We start from the raw sequence: 20,109 nt of genomic DNA, 5'->3' as shown, positions 1-20,109 counted from the left end.
GCCGGCTTCAGGGCCGCCTGGGCGGCGGGAGGAAGGGCAGGTGCACGGGGGTGTCGTGCAGCGCGCTGCCCAGTGCGAGCAGACATCCGGCGGTGCCGGTGCTCAGGTCCATGGAGAGCCGCATCATCTGCTCCCCGGCGAAGGCCAGCTGGCCTTGGTAGGGCACGGCGCCCCAGGCCAGGGAGTCGATCTGGCGGCGGAGGTCGGCGGCGTGGGTGCCGGGGCCGCCGGCCGTGGTGCGGGCGAGGTGCAGCACCATGCCCGCCGCGCCGCGGAACAGGCCGGGCTGGGCGTAGAACTTGGCCTGGGCGGCCTGCACGATCTCGCTCCGCGCCCGTGCGAACTCCTCGTCCGGGCGATGGGCGAGGAAGTCGTCGAGCACCATGCCGATGCCGACGCTGCCGGCGCCGAGGTACGGCATGGTCCGCCAGCCCTCGTTGACCTGGAGGGCGCCCCCGGCGCCGCGGACGCAGCGGGACAGGTCCCGGCGCAGGGCGTCGGCGGCCAGATCGAGCAGCGCGTGGTCGTCGGTGCGCTCGTACAGACGCAGGAAGAGCAGGGCCGCTCCGCTGTCTCCATGCAGCAGCCCGGCGCGGGGCGTCGCACCGCCCTCGGCGGGAGGTGCCGCGGTCCGGAGCTTGTCGGCCACGAGCTGGGCGCAGTGCAAGGCCCGCTCGCCGAGGGCGGTTTCGCCGGTGGTGCCGGCCAGGGAGTCGAGGGCCAGGCCAAGGCCCGCCAGGCCACTGTGCAGATCGGGGGCGATGTCCTGCCGGCGCTGCGTGGTGACGGTGTCGATGAGGTCCAGGGCCTGGTCCCGGTGTCCGAGCCGGTCCAGGACCCACGCGACGCCGGAGAGCCCGTCATAGAAGCCGAGCGGGCTGCCGGACGCGGGGGTCTTCGTCCTCCGCAGCAGCCACTCCTCCGCCTCCGGGCAGCGGTCCGCGCCGGTCTCCGCCAGGGCGTACAGCACCCCGGCCGCTCCGTAGGCGAAGCAGGTGCCCCCGCCCGTGGTGGAGAACTGGGCGATGTCGCCGGGGAAGTAGCGGTCCTCCCGGTCGGGGGTCGCCGAGGCGAGCACGGCCCGGACCATGGAATCGCGGCTGTGCGGCCAGTCATCGAGGGCCACCGGGAGGTACCCCGCTCCCCCGGTCCGGCCCGTGCGCACGGGGGCGTGTGCGGGCCGGTACCCCCGCAGGATCTCCGTCACCGCTTCGTCGAGATAGTCGCGGGGCACCGGGAACTGGGCGGCGGCGATCTCCGCGAGATGGGCCGCCTTGTTGCGGTCCACCGCGAAGAGGCTGGTGAGCGGGAGGAACAGCGCAAGTCGCAGACAGGCCAGGGCGTAGCGGTCGACATCGAAGCCCCGGCGGTCCGCGGGGGCGACGAAGCCCGGGTTGGCGATCACCTGGCGGCTGGACTCGTCGTCGACGGATGCGGCCTCGAAGTCCAGGAGCACCACGGAGGATTCGTCCTCGGACATCATGATGTTGAAGAGGTGCAGATCGTTGAAGACCACGCCACGGGAGTGGACCGCCTTGACGGCGTCGGCCACCAGGCCGTGGACGCGCATGGCCCACTCGGTGTACTCCGCGAGCCGCTCGGGGCTCGGATCGGCCTCGATCAGCGGGTGACGGTGCGCGAAGAAGCTGTTCAGCGGCCGGCCTTCGATGAACTCCAGCACCAGGAAGGTGTGCTCGCCGAGGGTGAACCAGTCGTGCACCTCGGGGGCGCAGCCGAGTCCGGAGAGTCTCTTCAGCGCGTCCCACTCCCGCTCCAGCCGGGTCACGGCGTCCGCTTCATCAGCGGCCAGCCCGGCGTACGGCCGGGCCTCCTTCAGCACCACCCGCTGATCGGTCCGCAGGTCCCGGCCGACGTACACGCCACCGCCGTTGGAGAAGTGCAGCGCCTGCTCGATCTTGTACGGCAGGTCGGTGACGGTGGTGGCGGAGCGGGCGGCCAGATGCGGCTGGAGGAACTCCGGGAGGGTGACCCACTCGGGGACACGGAACGCCGGCTCGCGGCGGTCGGGGACCAGCCGCCCCTGGCCGTCCTCGATCGCGGGACGGAGTTCGCCCTTGTCGTCGTAGCAGTGCCGCTCGGTGAAGCTGCCGTAGCGCACATACACCGGACCGGCGCCCCAGCGCAGATCGCTGAGGATGTACGGTCCCGGTTCGCCGGCGAGCAGCTCGTTGAGCTCCTCGGCGATGCGGCCGCACTGCTCCTCGTCGGCGGGGTAGACCGTGAGGAACTTTCCGCTGGCGCCGCGGTCGGCGTATTTGGCGTTGCGGGTGTGCAGCAGGTACCGGGTCGGCATGCACTTGAAGGCGATCGAGCGGGGGACGCAGTAGTCCCAGACCTCGGCCAGCACGCGTTCGGCGTTGTCCAGGCAGGCCGAGACATGGATCTTCCAGCCCTGGCTGGGGAGTTCGCGGTCCAGCGGGCGGAACGCCAGCCAGTCGCCGGAGCGGTGGCGCTGCCAGCCTTCCGGCAGCTCCCGGCTCAGCGTCGCGTACGGGGCACCGCGGCCGGTGCTGCTCGCGGGCAGCCGGTGGGGAGCGTCGTAGAACTGTCGGTCGGCGTCGCAAAAGACGGCGTAACCCTTGTTCATCGCACTCCCTCGGCTGGTGACAGGAATGACGCTGTCATGGCGCGGGGACCGGGAAACAGTCATGACTGTCACGAAGAACCCGTGAGAAATGCACGTTTGCTGCGAATTTGCTGAGAGCTGGAGGGGCGGCCGGGGCCGCTGCCCGTCCCCTAGGCCGGACGGAGGGTGAGCGTGCCCTCCGGCTCGTCGTAGGCACAGGGCCGGAAGCCGGAGCTGATCCGGTCGAGGAGCCCTTGCAGCCACCGGGAGTCCCGGCCGGAGGCATGCCGCAGCCGCATGCGCCGGGCCTGGAGGGGGAAGATCCGCACGTCGTGGAGCCTGCCGGTGTCCGGGGCCAGCGTGACGAGGAAGAGCAGCCGCAGGTCGTCCCGGTACCGCTCGTAGCCGGTGATGCCCTCGTAGTCATCGATGAAGTCGCCGCACCCGTGGATCACGAGCTTTCCGCGATATGCCTCCAGGGCGCGGGGGTGGTGTGAGGAGTGACCGTGGACGAGGTCCACTCCGCCCTCCAGGAGGCCATGGGCGAAGGCGGCCTCGCTACGCAGCACGTGGTAGCCCCAGTTGGGGCCCCAGTGGACGGAGGCGACCGCGATGTCCCCCGGCCGCTTCACCTGCCGTACCCGCCCGATGATCTCGCCCGCGGCGGCCGGGGAGGGCCGGGCCACGTAGTCGACCCCGGAGCGGCCGCCGGCCGCCGCCCATTCCCGCGGGATCCCGCTGGACGGCATCCCGAAGGAGAAGACCAGGATCCGGTGGCCGTCCGCGGCGGGGACGATCGCCGGGCGGCGCGCGGCGTCGGGGTCCGCTCCCGCCCCCGCCGTCCGCAGGCCGGCGCCCGCGAGCGCCCCGAGGGTGTCCGCCAGTCCCTGGCGGCCGAAGTCCAGGACGTGGTTGTTGGCCAGTACGCAGACGTCGGGGCGGGCGGCGGCCAGACAGGGCAGGTTCGCCGGGTTCATCCGGTAGTGGATTTCCTTTTCGGGTGCAAATTCGGCGTACCGAGTGACGCTGGTTTCCAGGTTGAGCACCCGGGCGGCGGGCGCCGCGTCGTCGAGCACCTCCAGCGCGTCCCCCCATGGCCAGGCGAAGCCGGCCGGACACGGAACGGGACCGTTCTTCGCCGCCGCCAGCTCGACATAGGCGCGGGCGTCCCGGAGGTACCCCTCCCGCAGCGCCGGGTCTCCGGGGTGCGGCAGGATCTGGTCGACCCCACGGCCGAGCATGACGTCGCCGCAGAGGAACAGTGTGAGCAAGTCACCGCCCATTACCCCAGGTTAGAACCGGCCGGCCGAGGTTTCGCGGCGGGCGGGGGGGCGCCGCGCCGCACGGCTTCCCGGAGCGGGGACGGCCCCCGGCCCGGCTTCGCCCCTCCCCCTGAGCTGCGCCGATTCCCGACGTACCGGCGACGCGGCTCAGCCGGCGTCACACCGCGCCGGCGCCCCGGCCTGCGGACCGTGCGGCGTGGTGGAGTCCGCCGCGGGGGCCCGGGGCGTCGCCGGCACGGGGAGCGCTGTGCCGCCACGGGCCACGGGCGGCGGCACCGGCCGACGACCGGCGGTCAGGATGCTGACGGCGTTGGCCACCACGATCGCGCAGACGGCCAGCCACTCGATGCCGCGCAGGGTCTGGCCCAGGACGACCAGGCCCACCAGTGCCGCAAGGACGGGGTTGACGCTCATGAAGACCCCGAAGAACCGCGCGGGAACCCGGCGCAGGGCCAGCAGGTCGGCGAGGAGCGGTACGGCCGAGGAGAGGACGCCCGCGACGGCCGCGTATCCCAGGGCGCGCAGGCTCGGCGGGTGGTGGGCGAGCACGGTGATCCCGATGGGCAGATAGAGCAGGGCGGAGACACCGGCGGCCGCGGCCGACCCCTCGGCGCCGGGCAGCCGGGCGCCGACGAGGCGGTTGAGCAGGATGTAGGACGCCCAGCACACCGCGGCGACCAGCCCGAAGGCGATGCCCGTGTAGTCGGTGGTCGGCTCGGGGCGGGTCAGGACGACGACCGCCGCCCCGGCGACGAGGGCACACAGCAGGTCCACCAGCCGGCGGGAGGCGGCCAGGGCCACGGCCAGCGGGCCGAGGAATTCCAGGGTCACCGCCAGGCCCAGGCCGATGCGGTCGATGGCCGTATAGAGGGTCAGGTTCATGGTGGCGAACACCATGGCCAGGCACAGCACCGGCCACCACTGCCGCCAGGTGAACGAGCGCAGCCTGGGCCGGCCCACCGCCAGGAGGACGAGCCCGGCCACCCACTGCCGCACGGCCACCACCCCGGCCGGTCCGATCGCCGGAAAGGCCAGCGCTCCCGTCGCGGCGCCGGTCTGATTGGCGAGTCCGCTGGCGCACATCAGCGCCACGCCCGCCGGTCTGCTCGAGCGCGCCCCCGGTCCCCCATGGACGGCTTCCGGATGCGGCAGGCCCTGCGTGCTTCGTGTCATACCCGGCAGCCTCCGCCCGCCGGCGTCCATACCTAAAATGCATCCTCGTACGCATCAATACGCTCTGGTTATGGATCCGAGGATGGAACTGCGACATCTGCGCTGCCTGGTGGCGATCGTCGACGCCGGTGGCTTCACCGACGCCGCCATCGATCTCGGGATCTCGCAGGCGGCGGTGTCCCGGACGCTCGGTTCGCTCGAAGACTTCCTCGGCGTACGGCTGTTGCACCGCACCAGCCGGAGCGTCATTCCCACCACCGCGGGCGTCCAGGTGCTGGCCCGTGCCCGGAAGGTGCTGGCCGAGGCCGACAACCTCGTCCGCGAAGCCACCACCGGCCACACCCGGCTGCGCATCGGCCACGCCTGGTCGGCCATGGGCCGGCACACCGCCGAGTACCAGCGCCGCTGGGCGGCCCGCCATCCCGATATCGAGCTGCATCTGGTCCGCACCAACTCCGCGACAGGTGGCCTGGAGGAAGGGCTGTGCGACCTCGCCGTCGTCCGTACGGCCTTCGACGACGCGCGCTTCGCCAGCGCCGTCGTCGGCCAGGAACGCCGCTACTGCGCGATGGCCGCCGACGACCCCTGGGCCACCCGCCGCGCCATCCCACTGGCCGACATCCGCGGCCGCACCCTCCTCCTCGACCGGCGCACCGGCACCACCACGGCCGATCTGTGGCCCCCCGATGCGCGTCCGGTCGTCGAGTACATCCAGGACATCGACGACTGGCTCACGGCGATCACCACCGGCCGCAGTGTCGGCATCACGCCGGAAAGCACCGCCAATCAGTACCGGCGCGACGGCATCGTCTTCCGGCGGCTCCGGGACGCCGCACCCGTCGCGGTCCATCTCATCTGGCGACGCCATGACCCCCATCCGGCCACGCATGCCGCCGTCGCGCTACTGACCGACCTCTACCGGCAGCGCACGTGAACGGCCCCCCGTTCCTCCCCCCCGTTCCTCCCCCTCCGGCTGCTCACACCCGTCCCCTCTCGACGAATCGGACCGCGCCCATGACGGATCCCACCGCCGCACCGGAGCCACGCCTGGCGGCACTCGGCCCCTTCTGCGCCTTCGAGACCCATGCCGAGGGCTCCGAACTCGCTCCCCCCTGGCGGAGGTTGAGCGAGGTGACGGAGGAGGGGAACGAGGTCCTGCGGGAGCGGGTCGCCTCCGTGCGGGCCTCTCTGGCCGCCAACAGCGGCAGACCACCCGAAGCCGTCGAGCAACGGGTGGCCGCCTCGGTGGCCCATCTGGGCCTGGTGGCACGAGTCATTTCACCGGCCCTCGGCCTGGCCGCCCTGTACGGCCTGCCCTCGCGACCGCTCACCCTGGGCGACCTGCGGTGGGGGTCCGCCCTCGGCGGCGCGTTCCGGCTCTCGCTGCCCCGGGAGACGGTGACCCCGCTCGCGGCCGAGGGCGTACGGCACGGGTGCGGCGCCGGCAGTGACACCCGCCCGGTCCGCACCCTCGCCGGAGACCTGCTGACCGGACCGGTCCACGACCTGGTGGCCGCCTTCGCCCCCTTCTCGGTCTCCCGGCACATCCTGTGGGGCAACGTGGCCTCCGCCGTGAACGGCGCCGCCACGGGCATCACCGCGGCGGCCCCCTCCCTGGCATCCCCCGCCCGCGCGGCGGCCCTGGCCTTCCTCCAGCATCCGCGACTACGGAACACCCACACCCTGGGCCCGCACCACGCCCGCTTCACCCGCCGAAGTTGCTGCCTCCTCTACCGCGCCGCACCGGGCGGCGCGGGCGCCTTGTGCGGCGATTGCGTACTGCTGCGCGGACGTCCGTCGGCGCCTGGATGAGCACGCGGGCGGGAATCGCTACGGTCTTTTCCGCCTACGCCTCAGGTATTGCTCGCCCGGCAATTTGCCCCCACTCCGGTGTGGCAGTCCGCTCAGCCCACGTGGACGCGGGGGCGGCGGCTGCGGTCGGGTTCGGCCTCGCGGAGGACTTCGCGGGTGACGGGGGCGACTTCGCCCTGGCCGAAGAGGAAGAACCGGAGGAACTGGGCGAAGGGACTGCCTTCGGTCCACTCGAAGTAGATGTGCGGCCGCTGACCGGTCATGTCGCGGGCGTGCAGCAGCAGGGCGGCCAGCGCGTTGGAGACGGTGGAACTCTCCAGGCAGAGCACCCGGTAGCGGCCGTGCAGGACCTCCCCGCGCACCCGTAGTTCGCTCTCGAACTCCGAGGGGTCGCCGACGGTGACCTCGACGAAGATGAAGTCCTCGTCGACCGGGAGGTCGTTGTCGGTGCGGATCTGGTCGAGCTTGTCGCGGTACTCGGCCAGATCCCGCTGGTCGGGTTCGTTGGCGATGAAGCGGATCTTGCGATGGGCGATGTCGCGGATGAACCGCTCGGCCATGGTGTCGAGCACGACGCTGGTCACGCGCAGTTCGAAGGCGCGGGCGAGGCGGGAGAGGAACGACACCAGGATGATGCCGGCGATGAAGCAGGCACCGATTTTGACGCCGTCGGGGCGCTCGATGATGTTCGCGACGGTGGTGTAGAGGAACACCAGGGAGATCGTGGCGAAGCCGATCGTCCAGCCGCGCTCGCGGGCCCGCCGTGCGGCGATGGTCACGGCGATCGCGGCGGAGCTGATCAGGACCAGGACGCCGGTGGCGTAGGCGCCGCCCTGGGCGTCCACGTCGGCGTTGAAGATCCAGGTGACCAGGAAGGCGATCAGGGTGAAGACCAGCACCATCGGGCGCACCGCGCGGGCCCAGTGGGGCGCCATGCCGTAGCGCGGCAGGTACTGCGGCATCAGGTTCAGCAGTCCGGCCATGGCCGAGGCGCCGGCGAACCAGAGGATGGCGATGGTGGAGATGTCGTAGACCGTGCCGAAGGCCGAGCCCAGGTACTCGTGGGCCAGATAGGCCAGGGCGCGGCCGTTGGCCGATCCGCCGGGCCGGAACGCCTGCTCAGGGATGAGCACGGTGGTGATGAAGCTGGTGACGATGAGGAAGACGCTCATGATCACGGCAGAGGTGGTGAGCAGCTTCTTCGCGCCGCGGATCCGTCCGGTGGGACGCTCCTCGGTGTCACCGGGGTCGCCTTCGATGTGCGGCATGACCGCCACGCCGGTTTCGAAGCCGGACAGGCCCAGCGCCAGCTTCGGGAAGACCAGCAGGGCCACGCCGACCATCGCCAGGGGGCTGCCGTGCTCGGTGGTCAGGGCCTGCGACCAGTCGGTGACGACCTGCGGCGCGGTCGCCACATGCCACAGTCCGGCGACGACCACGGCCACATTGAGCCCCAGGTAGAGGCCGACGAGGACGACGGCCACCCCGATCGCCTCCAGGAAGCCCTTGAGGAACACCGCGCCCAGCAGCGCGACCAGGATCAGGGTGATGGCCATCTGGCCGTTGTGCAGGACGCTGGTGAGGTGCGGGTTCTCCACCAGGTGGGTCGCCGCGTCGGCCGCCGAGAGGGTGATGGTGATGAGGAAGTCGGTGGCGGCGAAGCCCAGCAGGGTCAGCACGAACAGCTTGCCCTGCCAGAAGGACAACAGCCGCTCCAGCATGGCGATCGAGCCCTGGCCGTGCGGGCTCTCCTTCGCCACCCGCCGGTAGACCGGCAGCGCCCCGGCGAGCGTCACGAGGACCAGCACGATGGTGGCGACCGGTGACAGCAGCCCCGCCGCCAGGGCCGCGATGCCCGGCTGATAGCCGAGGGTGGAGAAGTAGTCCACACCGGTCAGGCACATCACCCGCCACCAGCGCTGCCCCGGGTGGGAACTCACCGGCCCGGCGTGCGCCCCCTTCTGATGCTTGGCCATATCGGACAGGCCCTCAAGCATCCAGGCGTGCAGGCGCTGCCGCGCCGTGGCCCCGGAGGAAGCACCGGCAGGGGCGGAGGCGGCCATCGTGTGCTCCTGTCGTACCGCGAAAGCATCCCGCCGTCGACGAGACGGCCAGGTCAGCGTACGGAGTCCGGGCCCCGCGACCACGGTGTTCAGCGTTGTGGCGCCTTCGTGTCTCCGAGGGCAGCGGCGGCGGCCAGGGGGCCGGACGGGCCACCGCCCTCGCGCCGCGCCGGTCGTCCGGTGAGGTAGTGGACATACTCGTGCGCCAGACGGAAGCCGGCGGTCCAGGCGAGGAGCCGGCTGGGGCGGTTGTCGCGGGAACAGGTCCAGCTGGGGGTGTGGCCGCGGCCCGCGATGTCCTGGCACAGGGCGGTCACACAGGCCAGGGCGAGGCGCCGACGGCGGTGTGCGGGCACGGTGTAGCAGGCGATGTCCTCGTACGCGGTGCCGTGGAAGTACGTACAGGCGACGGCGAGGACCTCGTCCGTCCCGAAGGCCGCCCAGCCGAGTCCGCAGGCGGCGAGACCGGCCGGGCCGCCCCAGCTGGCGTGGAGCCATGCCGTGTCCGGTGCCAGGGCGGCCAGCGCCGGGGCGTCCGCCGGCACCAGCCGGCGCACCGTCACCCCGCGCGGCGGGCGCGGCGCCGCCACGGGCACCTGGTGCACGTACAGCATCCGCTCCCACGGCACGATCCGGTCGAAGGCGCTGCCCAGGGCCGGCAGGAAGCAGCTGGGAGCCTGCACGTAGTGCGCGTCGAAGACGGCGAGGGCATCCGGTGCCAGGGCGCTCGGGTCGCCGCGGAGCAGCGCATGTCCGGCACAGGCGACGGCCAGTGTGCGGGGCGCGTGGGCGCGGTCGGCCCACCAGCGCCCGGTTCCGGCGGCCGGTACGTGTTCGGCCAGCGCCGCCGCCCCCGGCGCCCCGGCGGCGAACCAGCGGGCGAGCGGCGGGAGTTGGTCCGGGGCGAGTTCGATCACTGCGGTCCCTTGAGGTGATCGCGGGACGGCCCGGCCCGTGCGGAACCGGGGCCACCCGCTCGGCGCCTGAGGCACATCGACCGCCAGGACGATACGGGAGGAAAGTCCGAAGTCGGGCGCGATCCGCTTCGGCGCTGGTCGTGTCGCCGCTTCGCCGCTTCGGCGGCGCTCCTCGTGCCGCCGCGTCGCCGATTCCCCGCCGGGCCGTGTCACCGCTTCCCCTCGTCTCCGTCCCCCGGCCGCCGGCCCGTCCCCGTTTACCCCTGTTTCCCTGTCTCCCTGTCGCCGACCCCCTGCGCACCGTGTGACCAGGGAGATTCGCTCCGCGACCGTTCCCGGCGGCGGCCTGGACTCCGTCGAGTGGTGTGCCAAAGTGGAGGAGGACGGACCGTGTATCGGTACGGACCGGGTACTGGTGCGTGCAGGGAGAGTGCCTGTCATGTCCCTTCAGTCGGATCGCCTCGACGCGGTCGCCGCGCGTCCCGGGTCACCGCCTCGCCGGAGCGAGGAGTACGAGGACCTCTTCGATCAGGCTCCGTTGATCTTTGCTGCGCTGAGCGGCCCGGCTCATCTGCTGGAGGCGGCGAATCCGGCCTTCTTCGAGGCATTCGGAGGCGACCGCGGACGTATCGATGTGCCGATCGGCGAGCTGATCCCCGAGCTGGGCCGGCAGGGCGTCCTGGACCGGCTCGACGCGGTGTACCGCACCGGCACCGCGTACCGGGCCCGCGCGGGGCGGCTGGTGCTCGGTCCGCCAGGGGCGGAGCGGGAGGGCTTCTTCGACTTCACCTACGAGCCCCGCAGGGACGCGCTCGGCCGGATCGACGGAGTGGTCGTCATCGCGGTGGAGACCACCGCCTTCCACCACGCCCAGCTCCTCGCGGCCGAGCAGCGCCTCCTGCTGGAGCAGATCGCGAACGATGCCCCACTGGGCGAGATCCTCACCCGTATGGCGCGGGCGATCGAGGAGCTGTCCCCGGAACTGATCGTCTCGGTGCTGCTCACCGATCCGGACGGCACGCATCTGCTGCACGGCACCGGCCCGAGCCTGCCCGCCTTCTACAACGAAGCCATCGACGGCGTCGCCATCGGTCCGGACGTCGGCTCCTGCGGGACGGCCGCGTATCTCCGCGAGCCGGTGATCGTCTCCGATATCGCCACCGACAGCCGGTGGAAGGACTACCGCGAGCTGGCCGCGCGGGCCGACGTCGCGGCGTGCTGGTCCACCCCGATCATGGGGACGGACGACCGGCTGCTGGGCACCTTCGCGATCTATCACCGCACCCCCAAGGCCCCCGCGGACAAGGACGTGGCCCTCAGCGGCGCGTTCGCCCGTATTGCCGCGCTGGCCATCGAGCGCCACCGGGCCCTGGAGGCGGGGCGTGCCGCCCAGGAGCGGGAGACGGCGGTCCGGGACGACCTGGCCTTCGTGTTGGAGGCCAGCACGGCCATTACCCGTGAACTGCACTATGACGACTGTCTGCAACGCCTGGCCCGGCTGACCGTGCCCGCCCTGGCGCCACTGTGCACGGTCCATGTGCTGGAGGACGGCCGGACCCGGCGGATCGCCGTGGCCGCCGCCACCCCGGCCGACGAGGAGCTGCTCGCCGCCTCCGGCATGCACGAGGAGGTCGACCGGGCGGTGTGCCGGGTCCTGGCGTCCGGCACGACGGAGACGGACCACGCCGATGGCGCACCCGGCGGCCGCCCCGCGCTGCCGGGCGTCACCGGATACGTCTCCGTACCGCTGGGCGCCCGCGGCCGCACCTTCGGGGTACTGACGCTCCTGGCCACCGGCCCGCCCCTGGACGGCCATGCCGTCGCCCTTGCCGAGGAGCTGGCCCGCCGGGCCGCGTCCAGCGCCGACAACGCCCACCAGTTCACCGACCGCGTCCGGCTGGCCCGCGACCTACAGGCCGGTCTGCTGCCTCCCGAGCTCCCCAGGATTCCCGGCGCCGATCTGGCGGCGTCCTACCACCCCGCCGGCGAAGGGCTCGACGTCGGTGGCGACTTCTACGACGTCTTCCCGCTCCCCGACAACCGCTGGGCGCTCATGATCGGCGATGTGTGCGGGCGGGGCGCCCTGGCAGCCACCACCACCGGCATGGTCCGCCACACCGCCCGCGCCGCCGCGCGGCTGCTGCACGACCCGGCGGCCGTGGTCGCCGCCATCAACGACGCACTGACCGAAGGCCCCGTCGACGAGGACTTCTTCGTCTCGCTCGTCTACGGCGAACTGCGGCACACCGCCTCGCACCTCACGCTGGACCTGATCCGCGCCGGCCATGTCCCCCCGCTCGTCCTGCGCGCCGACGGCTCGGTCGAACAGGTCACCCAGTCGGGGCTGCTGCTGGGTGTGGCCCCCGCCTTCGACGGTTGCGCGTGCCGGGTCGGCCTCTTCCCGGGCGACAGCCTGGTCCTGGTCACCGACGGCATCACCGAGGCCCGCTCCGCCGCCGGCGAGTTCTTCGACGAGCACCGTCTGGCCGCGGCCCTCCACCCGCGGCGCACCGCGTCCGCCGGTGCCGCCGGTCTCATCGAGGCCGTCAATGCCGCGGTGACCGCCTTCGCGGGCCCGTCCACCCCCGACGACCAAGCCGCTCTGGTCCTCACCGCCACCTGACCGCTACGGCACACCCGGCACCGGCCGATGACCACGCAACGCCGTCCGGCGCACACCGGATCGCCCGATGCCGCCACGCCCCTGCCCTTCTCCGGGGAACCTGCCTATTTTGGCCTCATGGACAGCGCGCCGCGTGACACCCCCGACGACGACCCCAACCCGCTGCACCGTCTCCCGCTCGACGCACTGCGCCGGCGTACGAGCATGAAGTGGCGCACCTACCCGGAGGATGTGCTGCCGCTGTGGGTGGCGGAGATGGACGTACCGCTGGCCGCGCCGGTCGCCCGGGCGATCACGGACGCGGTCGCGCTCGGCGACACCGGCTATCCGGCGGGGAACGCGTACGCCGGGGCGTTCGCCGACTTCGCCCGCACACGGTGGGGCTGGGAGGGGCTCACCGTGGAGCGCACGGCGATCGTGCCGGACGTGATGCTGGGCATCGTCGAGATGCTCAAGCTGGTCACCGGGCCGGGCGCCCCGGTGGTCGTCAACTGCCCTGTCTACCCGCCGTTCTACCAGTTCGTGACGCATATGGACCGGCGCGTGGTGGAGGCACCGCTGGGCGCGGATCTGCGGATCGACTTCGCCGCGCTGGAGGAGGCGTTCCGGCATGCCACGGCGGGCGGCGGGCAGGCCGCGTACCTGCTGTGCAGCCCGCACAATCCCACCGGCACCGTGCACAGCGCCGAGGAGCTGACCGCCATCGCGGCGCTGGCGGACCGGTACGGCATCCGGGTCGTCGCCGACGAGATCCATGCGCCCGTGGTGGCACACGACGCGGCCTTCGTGCCCTATCTGAGCGTGCCCGGGGCGGAGAACGGACTGGCGCTGATGTCGGCCTCGAAGGCGTGGAATCTGGCCGGTCTCAAGGCCGCGGTCGCCGTCGCCGGGCCCGCCGCGGCCGACGATCTGGCCCGCCTCCCGGAGGAGGTCAGCCACGGCCCCAGCCACGTCGGCATCATCGCCCACACCGCCGCCCTGCGGGACGGCCGCGCCTGGCTCGACGCGGTGCGCGCCGGGATCGACGACAACCGCCGGCTGCTCGCTGACCTGCTGGCCGACCGGCTCCCGCAGGTCCGCTACCGCCCCGCGGCCGGGACCTATCTCGCCTGGCTCGACTGCCGGCCGCTGGGGCTCGGTGACGACCCCGCGGCGGCGTTTCTCGCCCGTGGCCGGGTGGCCCTCAGTCCCGGTCCGAGTTTCGGCACCGGCGGCGCCGGCCACGTCCGGCTCAATCTGGCGACCTCACCCGGTCTGCTCACCGAGGCGGTACGGCGGATGGCCGCGGCGGTGGACTGACGACGGAGCGGGGGTCGCCGCGCGGTCGGCTCGGCCCCGCCCCGGCGGTCGGTGAGCGCTCTGCTCCGGCGGCCCCGGGCCCCACGCCCCCGTTGGCACACCTTGCGGGATTCCCATTCACTAGGACATGATCTCGTTCATTGCGGGATCAGGGGCGCGGAAACGGCTGCACGGCACGTGTACGTCCCGCCGCACGGCACGTGCAAGTCCCCGTGACAGCGCCGGAATCGGGTCGGTAGTGTCACCCGACCAGTCGGATCCGAAGCGCGTTACCGGAAGGGCCGAGGACGACGATGAGCGAGTCAGTGGCGCCGGGCACCGGCCGGAACTCCAGGGGCGGGAGTCCGGGCGAGCGGGCCGCGGGCGCGCTGGACCGGGGGCTGGCGATCCTGACGCATGTGGCGGGGAACCGCGGTGTCTCGACTCCGGAGATCGCACAGGCGCTGGGGCTGACCCGGAGCACGGCGTACCGTCTCGTCGACCGCCTGGAGGAGCAGGGCTGGCTGACCCACACCCCGGCCGCGGGGCAATGGCAGTTGGGGCCGACGGCGGTCCGGCTGGCGTCCGCGGCGGTGACCTCGACCAATCTGCGCGATACCGCGGCGCCCGCGCTGCGCAAGCTCGCCGAGCTCACCCAGGAAACCGTCAGCCTCGGCGTCCCCAACGGCCTGACCATGGTGTTCGTCCACCGCGAGCGCGGCACCCGGCCAGCCGTGGTGACCGCGGAGCTGGGCGCCTCCCGTCCCCTGCACTCCAGCTCGCTGGGCCGCGCCTATCTGGCCGCGCTGCCGCAGCAGAAGCTGGCGGACACCCTGATCGAGCTGGTCCGCGACCCGATGTCGCCGGTGTCCGCGGCCACCGTCTCGGAGGTGCATGCCGAGGTCGAGCGCACCCGGGAGCGTGGCTGGTCCCAAGACCTGCGGGACTTCGACGAGTCGAGCTGCTGCTGCGGCGCCGCCGTCTACGACCACACCGGGATGCCGGTCGCCTGTATCAGCGTGGCCGGTGTGGCCGAACGTATGGCGCCGCTGGTGCCGACCTACGGCCCGGTGGTGGCACAGGTGTGCCGGGAACTCTCCTCGGCGCTGGGCTACTTGCCGCCCGGGTCCTCAGGCGCGCCCGCAACGTCCCGCCAATGATCCGAACGCCGCTCCCTAGGGCACGGCGACGCACTCCCCGGCACCATCGGGCACGGTGCTGCGCACCGGGTTGGTCAGCCGCCCGATTCCCTCCACCTCCGACTCCAGCAGATCGCCCGGCCGCAGGGCACGCGGCGGCCGCATGTAGTCGCCGCTGCCCGCCGGGGTTCCGGTGAGCACCACGTCACCGGGCCGCAGGGTGAAGAACCGGCTGAGGTAGGCGATCAGCGCCGGAACGCCGAAGAGCATGTCGGCCGTCGAACCGTCCTGCACCGTCTCCCCGTTGACCCGGGTACGGATCCGCAGCCGCTGTGGGTCCGGTATCTCGTCGGCGGTGACCAGCACCGGCCCGAAGGGGCAGAAGGTGTCCAGGCCCTTGCCCCGCAGCCACTGGCCGTCGCGTTCCTGTAGGTCGCGGGCGGAGATGTCGTTGGCGACGGTGTAGCCGAAGACGTACCGCAGCGCGTCCGTCTCGGACACCTGCCGGGCCTCGGTGCCGATGATGACCGCCAACTCCGTTTCCCAGTCGACGCGTTGGGTGAGTTCCGGGTCGATGACGACCGCCTCGCCGCTGCCGATGACGCTGGAGGAGAGCTTGGGGAAGAGGCAGGGCTCGGCGGGGCGTTCCCTGCCCCGCTCCGCGAGGGCGTCCCGGTAGTTCAGCCCGACTCCGTACAGCGCTCCCGGCCGGTACGGCAGGGCCGGCACGAGGTCGGCCCCGGTGGGCAGTTGGCCCCACGACCACGGCAGGGTGCCGCCGGCGATGACCTCCGCCAGGGAGATATAGGGCGGTGCCAGCCGCCAGGGGTCCTGCGGGGCCAGCCGGCCGGCGAGCCGGTCGCGCCCCTGATGGGTGAGGGTGGCCAGATACATGGGGCTCTCCAGATACGGCGCCCGTCGCGGGTGCGGCGGGGCGCTCGGCAGATGCGGAGGAAGCGTCGGGGTGGGGCAACGCCCCGTACGCGCCTATGACGCCGGGCACCGTGCGTTCGGCTAAGCGGGGATCCGCATCTCGGCCCCGTCCCTGGGCGGTCCGTGACATGATTTACTCCTCAACAACAGGGCGTGTCCCATTAATTGGGACACGGAACCATCCAGTGAGACGCAATGCGTTGACCGTACGGGAGACCACCCGTCGGCCGCAACGACCCGGATCTCCTGGAATCGCGGGGAAGGCGCGACGGCCGGACGACGCCGCGGCGCACGGCGGGCGAAAGTCCGGGACCCTTCGGAACCGTCGGTGGCCGGGGCCGCCACCGGCCGTTCCGCGCACCGCCCCTGAGGCCGTTTTGGAGTGCGCGGCGTTTCTCCATACGATCCGGCAATGATCACAAGAAAACGGCTGGCGGCCGGGGTGTGCGGCCTGCTCGTCGCGATAGCCGCCGGGCTGCTCCCCACACCTGCCGTCGCCGCTGAACCGGCGGCGAAGTCTTCCCCCAAGGTCGAGTTGACGCTCGATGTCAGCGGCTCGATGCGGGCCCGGGACATCGACGGGCAGAGCCGGATGGCCGCCGCGAAGCAGGCGTTCAACGAGGTGCTGGACGCCGTGCCGGACGAGGTCCAGCTCGGCATACGTACCCTCGGCGCCAACTACCGTGGCGAGGACCGGAAGGTCGGCTGCAAGGACACCCGGCAGCTCTACCCGGTCGGACCGCTCGACCGGACCGAGGCGAAGACCGCCGTGGCCACCCTCGCACCCACCGGATGGACGCCCATCGGACCCGCCCTGCTGGGTGCGGCCGACGACCTCAAGGGCGGCGACGGGTCCCGCCGGATCGTCCTCATCACGGACGGCGAGGACACCTGCGCCCCGCTCGACCCCTGCCAGGTGGCACGGGACATCGCGGCCAAGGGCATCCACCTCACCGTCGACACCCTCGGCCTGCTGCCGGACGCCAAGACCCGCAACCAGCTGAGCTGTATCGCGGAGGCGACCGGCGGTACCTACACCTCGGTCCAGCACACCAAGGAACTCCGGGACCGCGTCCACCAGTTGGTCGACCGCGCCGCCCGTCCCGTCGTCACTCCGAAGCCGGCCGAGGGTGCCCAGGAGTGTGCCGGCGCCCCGGAGCTCAAGGCCGGTCTCTACACCGACCGGGAGAAGTTCGCCGAGCACCGCTGGTACCGGGTGGCGGTCCGGCCCGGCCAGGAACTGCGGGCTTCGGTGAGCGTCGCCGCCGACCGTGCGGTCAACAACGACTACGGGGTGCTGCTGCGCGCCTCGACCGTGCACGGCCGGGAGATCGTCCGCGGTGCGGAGGCCGGTGACGGCCGTACGGATGTGATCTCTTCCGGGCTGCGCTACCCCAAGCCGCCGCTCGCGTCCTCGGACGATGCGGAGAAGCCGGCGACGGAGACCGTCTGCCTCCAGGTCAGCAACTCCTTCTCGGCGCCCGCCTCGGTCAAGACCGACCCGGGCCTGCCGGTCGAGCTGACCGTCGACCTGGTGGACGGCCCCGACGACGCCTCCGACGCGGCCTTCTTCGGCCTCGGCCACGGCTGGTGGTACCTGATCGCCCTGGTGCTCACCGGCCTGGTGGCCGGTCTGCTGTGGGGCTGGATCTCCCGTTGGCGTGTCACCGTCTGGAGGACCAACTGATGCGCGCTCTACGCACCCTGATGACGGCCGTGCTGGCGGGCGCGGGGCTCCTCGGCCTGGCGGGATCCGCCGTCGCCGACAGCCCCTCCCCCAGCACCAGCGCCGGTGCCGATGCGGAGGCAGCTCCGACCGAGGCCGGCACCTCCTTCCGTACCGCGACCGCCATCAAGCCCGATCAGCGGGCCACGGCCAGCGCCTCCACCGGCGACTACCTCTACTGGGTACTGCCCGTGGACGCGGGACAGCGCGCCACCGTGCAGGCCAAGGTGACGCTCCCGCAGGCCGCCCGGCACGGCGCCGCCACCTGGCAGCTCGATGTCTACGACGGGCTGCGCCGCCGCCAGGCGTGTATGTACGGCGCGCAGACCAGGAAGGCGGCACCGGACGCCGGCTCCGTCGAACTGTCCTGCACCCTGCGCACGGTCCGCGCCTGGGCGGAGCCGTGGGCGAACGACCCGCTGCCGGGCAGCTATTACGTCCGGCTGACGGTCGTCGACCTGCCGAAGGACGACCTCGGGCTGCCGGTACGCGCCGAGATCGACGCCACCACGGCCGATATGGGCGGTGCCCACGCGGTGGACGGCAGCCTTGCCGCGCCCTTGGTGCCCGGCGCCGCCACCTCGACACCGCAGGCCGGGGAGAGCGGCGCCCCCGGTGCCTCCGCGGCCCTCGGTGAGCCGGACGGCGGCTGGTCCTCGGGCTGGTGGTCCGACCGCTGGATCTGGACCGCGGTGGGCGGGGTGCTCGCGGCCCTCGCCGGTATCGCCGGCTACCGCTTCACCCGGGGCTCCGGCCGCCCGTCCCACCTGCCGCCGGGCGCCTGACCGACCGGGGCGGCCAGGGCACCGCGCCGTGGCCGCCCCGCACCGGATTCCTCCGGATGCGGGGAGCCGGCCACGGCCGGTGACGTGCCGTCAGCGCCCCGCCGCCGTAGTGAGTGCGGAGCCGTCAGCGCTCAGCCGCCGTGGTGAGTGCGGCGCCGTCAATGCTCAGCAGTTGCAGCAGCTGAGGCATTCACAGCAGCCGAGGCATTCGCACCCGCAGCCGTTGCAGTCGCAGTTCTGGCAGCACCCCTCGCGCTTCTTGCGCGACCACGGGCCCTCGAACTCCTCGGCACAGCAGAGCTGACAGGTGCAGCACAGCCCGATGGCGGCCGCGCAGCCGGCGAAGAACCCACGGGGCTTCTTCGGCTGCTGCGGGAACTGCGGCAGCCCACCTCCGCCACCGCCCGAACCGCCGCCGTCGCCACCACCCGGACCACCGGGGCCACCGTGGTAAGGGTTCTGCGGCCCGTTGAGATGCTGCCCGCCCTGGGCGTACGGGCCACCGGCCGGCGCCTGGCCGTACTGCGGGGGCGGACCGTACTGCGGGGGCGGACCGTACGGGGCGGGCTGACCGGGTCCGTTCGCGTACGGGTTGCCACCCTGGCCGCCGTACGGGCCCGGCGCGCCGTGTCCCTGGTGGGAGCAGGCGGCGGTGCCGAAGGCCCGGTCCACCGACCGGCGCAGCTCATGCACCAACAGCACATGCACCAGGCCGGAGTCGGTGAACTCCACCTCGCGCAGGGCGAGGCGGATGCCGTGGAGGGCGTCGTCGCACAGCCGGCGGGCCTGCGCGGTGGTGGCGCCGGTGGCGGTGAGCGGGTTCCAGGCGCCCTCGGCGGCGTCCGCGGTGCGGTCCTCCACGGCGTCGAGGAGATGGGCCAGCCGGCCGAAGAACCGGCCGGCCTCGGCCAGGGGTGCGGCGTTGCCCGGCCGGCCCGCCAACACGGCGGTGTGGGCGAAGGCCGCGGCCGTCGCCGTCTCGGTCGGTTCTGTGATCACCGTCAACGGCGTGCCGGGACCGGCCAGTTCCTCGATGCCCACCTGCCGGTCGACCGCGTCGACCAGCACCGCGGTGTCGAAGCCGAGAGTGGCACCGGTACGCGCGCCGGCCCGGTCCCAGCCCGCTGCGACCTTGCGCGCGGCGGCGGCCACCGGCCGGCGGCGCAACATGCCGTTCCGGTCGGCGACATGGTCACGTATCTTCGCCGAGGCGAGCACGAGGGACACCGAGGCCGCCAGCCGCGCACCCTCGCCCTTCGCCACCGACGCGGTCCGCATCCCGCGCAGCGGGCAGGGTCCGGCGGTACGGCGGCGGGCCTCCGCAGGGGCCGACTGAGCATCCGTCAGCACCGAGACGATCAGCCCGTCGTAGTTCGTGACGACCCGGGCGAACTGCCCGTGATCGCCGCGCAGCGCGAGACAGAGGCCGCACAGATGGGCCATCCACTCCGCTTTGAGCCCTTGGGACAGGCGATGGGTGCAAGGTCTGACGATTCCGAACATATGGAAACCCCGTGAGAAGTCGGCATGGGCCGGCCGGGCAGAGCGCGGCCGGCGGCGGCCGAAAAAGCGTATCGAGTGCGCCGCTGACCTGGACACTTGCCCCTGATGCGGGGTTCCGGTGCGGCTGACGCCCCGTTATGGGGACGGATGGGCCCGCCTCTGTGGGGAGGGCGGTGGGGGGGCCCCCCCGCCGGGGGGGGCGTGGGGGGGGGGCCCGGCGGGGCGGCGAGGGCAGGCAAACCAACCGCGCCGCGGGGAGAGAGGGGATAAACCGAGGGAGACCCCGG

The 20,109-nt window shown here is 72.6% G+C and carries 14 protein-coding genes; 7 read left to right on the top strand and 7 right to left on the bottom strand.

Going from position 1 to position 20,109, the window contains the following annotated elements; genetic code table 11:
- Positions 1-7: 7 nt before the first annotated feature.
- From lanKC to ACFWJW_RS06885, 3 genes are all read right to left on the bottom strand, one after another.
- On the bottom strand, positions 8-2,608 hold the full coding sequence (lanKC, locus tag ACFWJW_RS06895; RefSeq protein ID WP_387236012.1) for a class III lanthionine synthetase LanKC: 2,601 nt from the start codon (positions 2,606-2,608) through the stop codon (positions 8-10).
- 149 nt (positions 2,609-2,757) lie between these two features.
- Positions 2,758-3,870, bottom strand: a complete 1,113-nt coding sequence (locus ACFWJW_RS06890) for a CapA family protein (protein WP_387236010.1) — start codon at positions 3,868-3,870, stop codon at positions 2,758-2,760.
- Positions 3,871-4,017: 147 nt separating this feature from the next.
- Positions 4,018-5,043 carry a DMT family transporter gene (locus ACFWJW_RS06885; RefSeq protein ID WP_387236009.1) on the bottom strand — a complete coding sequence of 342 codons (1,026 nt, stop codon included), beginning with the start codon at positions 5,041-5,043 and terminating at the stop codon, positions 4,018-4,020.
- Between the two features lie 70 nt (positions 5,044-5,113).
- On the opposite strand from ACFWJW_RS06885, the gene ACFWJW_RS06880 reads away from it, so the two are divergent.
- Both ACFWJW_RS06880 and ACFWJW_RS06875 read left to right on the top strand, forming a co-directional pair.
- A complete protein-coding gene (locus tag ACFWJW_RS06880; RefSeq protein ID WP_387236007.1) occupies positions 5,114-5,977 on the top strand; it encodes a LysR family transcriptional regulator in 864 nt (287 codons plus the stop codon).
- 80 nt (positions 5,978-6,057) lie between these two features.
- On the top strand, positions 6,058-6,855 hold the full coding sequence (locus ACFWJW_RS06875) for a (2Fe-2S)-binding protein (RefSeq protein WP_387236005.1): 798 nt from the start codon (positions 6,058-6,060) through the stop codon (positions 6,853-6,855).
- 92 nt (positions 6,856-6,947) lie between these two features.
- Here ACFWJW_RS06875 and ACFWJW_RS06870 read toward each other — a convergent pair whose 3' ends face one another.
- Together ACFWJW_RS06870 and ACFWJW_RS06865 are read right to left on the bottom strand one after the other, a co-directional pair.
- Positions 6,948-8,918, bottom strand: a complete 1,971-nt coding sequence (locus ACFWJW_RS06870; RefSeq protein ID WP_387236003.1) for an amino acid transporter — start codon at positions 8,916-8,918, stop codon at positions 6,948-6,950.
- 89 nt (positions 8,919-9,007) lie between these two features.
- Positions 9,008-9,835 carry a GNAT family N-acetyltransferase gene (locus ACFWJW_RS06865; protein ID WP_387236001.1) on the bottom strand — a complete coding sequence of 276 codons (828 nt, stop codon included), beginning with the start codon at positions 9,833-9,835 and terminating at the stop codon, positions 9,008-9,010.
- A 439-nt stretch (positions 9,836-10,274) separates the two neighbouring features.
- Between ACFWJW_RS06865 and ACFWJW_RS06860 the strand changes: the two genes are divergently transcribed.
- The 3 genes from ACFWJW_RS06860 (at position 10,275) to ACFWJW_RS06850 (ending at position 14,896) form a co-directional block, all read left to right on the top strand.
- Entirely contained in the window at positions 10,275-12,458 is a 2,184-nt protein-coding gene (locus ACFWJW_RS06860) for a SpoIIE family protein phosphatase (RefSeq protein ID WP_387235999.1), read from the top strand.
- Positions 12,459-12,575: 117 nt separating this feature from the next.
- Positions 12,576-13,757, top strand: coding sequence for a MalY/PatB family protein (locus ACFWJW_RS06855; RefSeq protein WP_387235997.1), 1,182 nt, complete (start codon positions 12,576-12,578; stop codon positions 13,755-13,757).
- A 293-nt stretch (positions 13,758-14,050) separates the two neighbouring features.
- Entirely contained in the window at positions 14,051-14,896 is an 846-nt protein-coding gene (locus ACFWJW_RS06850; protein WP_387235995.1) for an IclR family transcriptional regulator, read from the top strand.
- A 15-nt stretch (positions 14,897-14,911) separates the two neighbouring features.
- Here the strand turns inward: ACFWJW_RS06850 and ACFWJW_RS06845 are convergent, their stop codons facing one another.
- Positions 14,912-15,769, bottom strand: a complete 858-nt coding sequence (locus ACFWJW_RS06845; RefSeq protein WP_387235993.1) for a fumarylacetoacetate hydrolase family protein — start codon at positions 15,767-15,769, stop codon at positions 14,912-14,914.
- A 451-nt stretch (positions 15,770-16,220) separates the two neighbouring features.
- Between ACFWJW_RS06845 and ACFWJW_RS06840 the strand changes: the two genes are divergently transcribed.
- Positions 16,221-17,495, top strand: a complete 1,275-nt coding sequence (locus ACFWJW_RS06840; protein WP_387235992.1) for a VWA domain-containing protein — start codon at positions 16,221-16,223, stop codon at positions 17,493-17,495.
- Entirely contained in the window at positions 17,495-18,319 is an 825-nt protein-coding gene (locus ACFWJW_RS06835; RefSeq protein ID WP_387235990.1) for a hypothetical protein, read from the top strand. Before ACFWJW_RS06840 ends, ACFWJW_RS06835 begins: the two co-directional genes overlap by 1 nt.
- Positions 18,320-18,484: 165 nt before the next feature.
- Here ACFWJW_RS06835 and ACFWJW_RS06830 read toward each other — a convergent pair whose 3' ends face one another.
- Positions 18,485-19,822, bottom strand: coding sequence for a DUF5685 family protein (locus ACFWJW_RS06830; RefSeq protein WP_387235988.1), 1,338 nt, complete (start codon positions 19,820-19,822; stop codon positions 18,485-18,487).
- Positions 19,823-20,109 lie beyond the last annotated feature (287 nt).

Source organism: Streptomyces sp. NPDC127097, assembly GCF_042724075.1.
Taxonomy (GTDB): domain Bacteria; phylum Actinomycetota; class Actinomycetes; order Streptomycetales; family Streptomycetaceae; genus Streptomyces.
Note: the sequence above shows the minus strand (reverse complement) of the source record. Positions and strands in the feature narration are given on the sequence as shown.